Source organism: Pseudoalteromonas sp. MMG012, from assembly GCF_018100875.1.
Classification (GTDB): Bacteria; Pseudomonadota; Gammaproteobacteria; order Enterobacterales; family Alteromonadaceae; genus Pseudoalteromonas; species Pseudoalteromonas aurantia.
Genome location: NZ_JAGJEF010000144.1, coordinates 1 through 3,496, shown reverse-complemented (window position 1 = coordinate 3,496; position 3,496 = coordinate 1). Strand labels below are relative to the sequence as shown.

The 3,496-nt window shown below is 43.2% G+C and carries 3 protein-coding genes and 1 pseudogene; all 4 read right to left on the bottom strand.

Annotated features, from left to right (window positions below):
* Positions 1-78, bottom strand: a pseudogene (locus J8L97_RS22490) (elongation factor Tu); the annotation flags it as partial.
* A 59-nt stretch (positions 79-137) separates the two neighbouring features.
* Positions 138-2,252: an elongation factor G gene (fusA, locus tag J8L97_RS22485; protein WP_211052937.1), complete on the bottom strand. Its 2,115-nt coding sequence runs from the start codon at positions 2,250-2,252 to the stop codon at positions 138-140.
* Between the two features lie 27 nt (positions 2,253-2,279).
* On the bottom strand, positions 2,280-2,750 hold the full coding sequence (rpsG, locus tag J8L97_RS22480; RefSeq protein WP_010367661.1) for a 30S ribosomal protein S7: 471 nt from the start codon (positions 2,748-2,750) through the stop codon (positions 2,280-2,282).
* Between the two features lie 103 nt (positions 2,751-2,853).
* Positions 2,854-3,228: a 30S ribosomal protein S12 gene (rpsL, locus tag J8L97_RS22475; protein ID WP_010367657.1), complete on the bottom strand. Its 375-nt coding sequence runs from the start codon at positions 3,226-3,228 to the stop codon at positions 2,854-2,856.
* Between the last annotated feature and the right edge of the window lie 268 nt (positions 3,229-3,496).

Genomic DNA, 3,496 nt, shown 5'->3' with positions numbered 1-3,496 from the left:
TGTTTTACCGTGGTCAACGTGGCCGATTGTACCAACGTTTACGTGCGGTTTTACGCGTTCAAACTTTTCTTTTGCCATCTTAAAAATTCCTATAAAGAAATTAAAGTCCAGCCCTTAGAGACCGGACCGAACTAAAATTACTTAACAGCGCGAGCTGCAATTATTGTTTCTGCTACATTTTTTCCGGCTTCAGCATACTTGGAAAATTCCATTGAGTATGAAGCACGGCCTTGTGTAGCGGAGCGAAGATCGGTCGCATAACCAAACATTTCAGAAAGCGGGACTTGTGCATTAACCTGCTTTAAGCCACCAAATGCTTCTTCCATGCCTTCAATTATGCCACGACGACGATTTAAGTCACCTACTACATCACCCATGTTAGTATCAGGGGTGATAACCTCAACCTTCATCACAGGTTCCATAATAACAGGATTCGCTTCAAGCGCCCCGTTTTTAAAACCTATTGATCCGGCAATTTTAAACGCCATTTCGTTTGAGTCTACATCATGAAATGAGCCATCAAATAATGTCGCTTTAACACCCAATAACGGATAACCGGCAAGGACACCTTGACGCATCTGTTCTTGAATGCCTTTATCAACCGCCGGAATATATTCTTTTGGTACTGCACCACCTACAATTTCGTTAACGAATTCGTAAATTGGTGCTTCATCATCTGAAATATCCATTGGTTCAAGCTTGAGCTTAACGTGACCATATTGACCGCGACCACCAGATTGACGTACGAATTTACCTTCTGCTTCTACCGAGCTACAAATTGTCTCTCTGTATGCCACTTGAGGCTTACCAACGTTACATTGAACGTTGAATTCACGTTTCATACGGTCAACAATGATATCAAGGTGAAGTTCACCCATACCAGAGATGATCGTTTGCCCTGATTCTTCGTCCGTTTCTACACGGAACGATGGATCTTCTGCGGCTAATTTATTTAGCGCGAGACCCATTTTGTCTTGGTCTGCCACCGTTCTTGGCTCAACCGCGACTGAAATTACTGGCTCAGGAAATTCCATGCGCTCTAAAGTAATAACAGCTTCTTGTGAACATATTGTGTCACCGGTAGTGACATCTTTAAGACCAATAGCTGCCGCGATGTCACCAGCGCGCACTTCTTTGATCTCTTCACGAGAATTCGCGTGCATTTGGACAATACGGCCCAAACGCTCTTTTTTGCCTTTAATTGGGTTGTAAACCGCGTCACCCTGTTTAATAGTACCAGAGTAAACACGGAAAAAGGTTAAAGTACCAACAAATGGGTCAGTGGCAATTTTAAATGCCAACGCCGAAAACGGCGCATTATCATCTGCGGCACGGGTGTCTTCAGACTCATCTTCCAACACACCTTGAATTTCTTTAACCTCTGTAGGTGATGGCATGAATTCAACAACCGCATCAAGCACAGCTTGTACACCTTTGTTCTTGAACGCACTACCACATGTCATCGGCACAATTTCACTGGCCAATGTACGTTGACGAAGTGCAGATTTAATCTCTTCTTCAGTCAACTCACCGTCTTCTAGATATTTGTCCATTAGCTCTTCAGTTGCTTCAGCAGCGCTCTCAATCATGTGAGCACGCCATTCTTCGGCTAAATCCTGAAGATCTGTTGGGATCTCTTCATATGTAAATGTCATACCCTGGTCTTCTTGATTCCAGTTTATGGCTTTCATTTTGATGAGATCAATAACGCCTTTAAATTCGTCTTCAGCACCAATTGGTAACTGAATAGGCACAGGTGTCGCGCCAAGGCGCGTTTCAACCTGCTCCACGACAGCTAAAAAGTCAGCACCAGTGCGATCCATTTTATTTACGAAGACCATGCGAGGTACTTCGTATTTGTTCGCCTGACGCCAAACAGTTTCTGTCTGTGGCTGCACACCTGATGAAGCACATAACACCACAACCGCACCATCAAGTACGCGTAAAGAACGCTCTACTTCAATGGTGAAGTCTACGTGCCCTGGAGTATCAATAATATTGATACGATGGTCGTCAAATTGACTTTCCATGCCTTTCCAGAAACACGTGGTCGCAGCAGAAGTAATGGTAATACCACGCTCCTGCTCTTGCTCCATCCAGTCCATAGTTGCAGCACCATCATGAACTTCACCGATCTTATGAGACAGACCTGTGTAGAACAGAACTCGTTCTGTTGTGGTGGTTTTCCCTGCATCTACGTGAGCACAAATACCGATGTTGCGGTAGCGCTCAATAGGAGTTGTACGTGCCATATTATCCTCTTAAAGGGTCTTAGCAGATTACCAACGGTAATGAGCGAATGCTTTGTTCGCTTCAGCCATACGGTGAACGTCTTCACGTTTCTTAACCGCAGTGCCTTTGTTATCAGCAGCGTCAACGATTTCTTGAGCCAAACGAAGGCCCATAGACTTCTCGCCACGCTTACGTGCAGCGTCAACTAACCAACGCATACCTAATGCGTTACGACGAACTGGACGTACTTCAACTGGTACTTGGTATGTAGAACCACCAACACGGCGAGATTTAACCTCTACCGTTGGACGTACATTTTCAAGTGCAGACTCAAAGATTTCTAGGTGCGACTTACCTGATTTCTCAGCAGCCACGTTTAACGCACCGTATACGATTTTTTCAGCAGTAGATTTCTTGCCGTCTAACATTACTACGTTAACGAATTTAGCAAGAAGTTCCGATCCGAACTTAGGATCTGGAAGAATTTTACGTTGACCTATTACGCGTCTTCTAGGCATTTTATATCTCCGGTATCTTCAGGTTCGTTATTTAAAACGATTCCCCAAAACAAATTATTTAAAAATTAAAACTTAAGTGCTTGGCCTTACTAACGGAGAACCATTAGCCCTTAGGGCGTTTTGCACCGTATTTAGAACGAGCCTGTCTACGGTCGTTTACGCCTGCACAGTCAAGTGCACCACGTACTGTGTGGAAACGCACACCTGGTAAATCTTTAACACGACCACCACGGATTAGGATTACACTGTGCTCTTGAAGGTTGTGACCTTCACCACCGATGTATGATGTAACTTCGAAACCGTTAGTTAAACGTACACGCGCTACTTTACGTAATGCTGAGTTTGGTTTCTTAGGTGTAGTTGTATATACGCGAGTACATACACCACGCTTTTGCGGACAAGCTTTAAGCGCGGCTGAGTTACTTTTAGTAACTTTGCTACGACGTGGCTTACGCACTAGCTGGTTAATAGTTGCCATTAAATAGCTCCTGATTAGTTAAAATTACTGCTGAAAAAAATAAAAAAATCTGACCCTATTTTTCATTCTAAGCTTTGAACGAATAAATGGGTGGCCGAATTTTAATGAGCAAAGTTTGAACTGTCAACAAAAAGCATCTGTTGAAGCAATAAGAATGATAAGAAAAGGGCAAACTCGCCCTTTTTTATACTTTTTTGTCAAATTCACTCGTAAAAAACACATTTTAGTAATTTGAGATATGAAACGTTTAAAACCATCCCAGCCTAAA

Excerpts from the sequence above, each read along its gene's own strand:
- fusA (WP_211052937.1), bottom strand. The coding sequence starts at position 2,252 with ATGGCACGTACAACTCCTATTGAGCGCTACCGCAACATCGGTATTTGT.
- rpsG (WP_010367661.1), bottom strand. The coding sequence starts at position 2,750 with ATGCCTAGAAGACGCGTAATAGGTCAACGTAAAATTCTTCCAGATCCT.
- rpsL (WP_010367657.1), bottom strand. The coding sequence starts at position 3,228 with ATGGCAACTATTAACCAGCTAGTGCGTAAGCCACGTCGTAGCAAAGTT.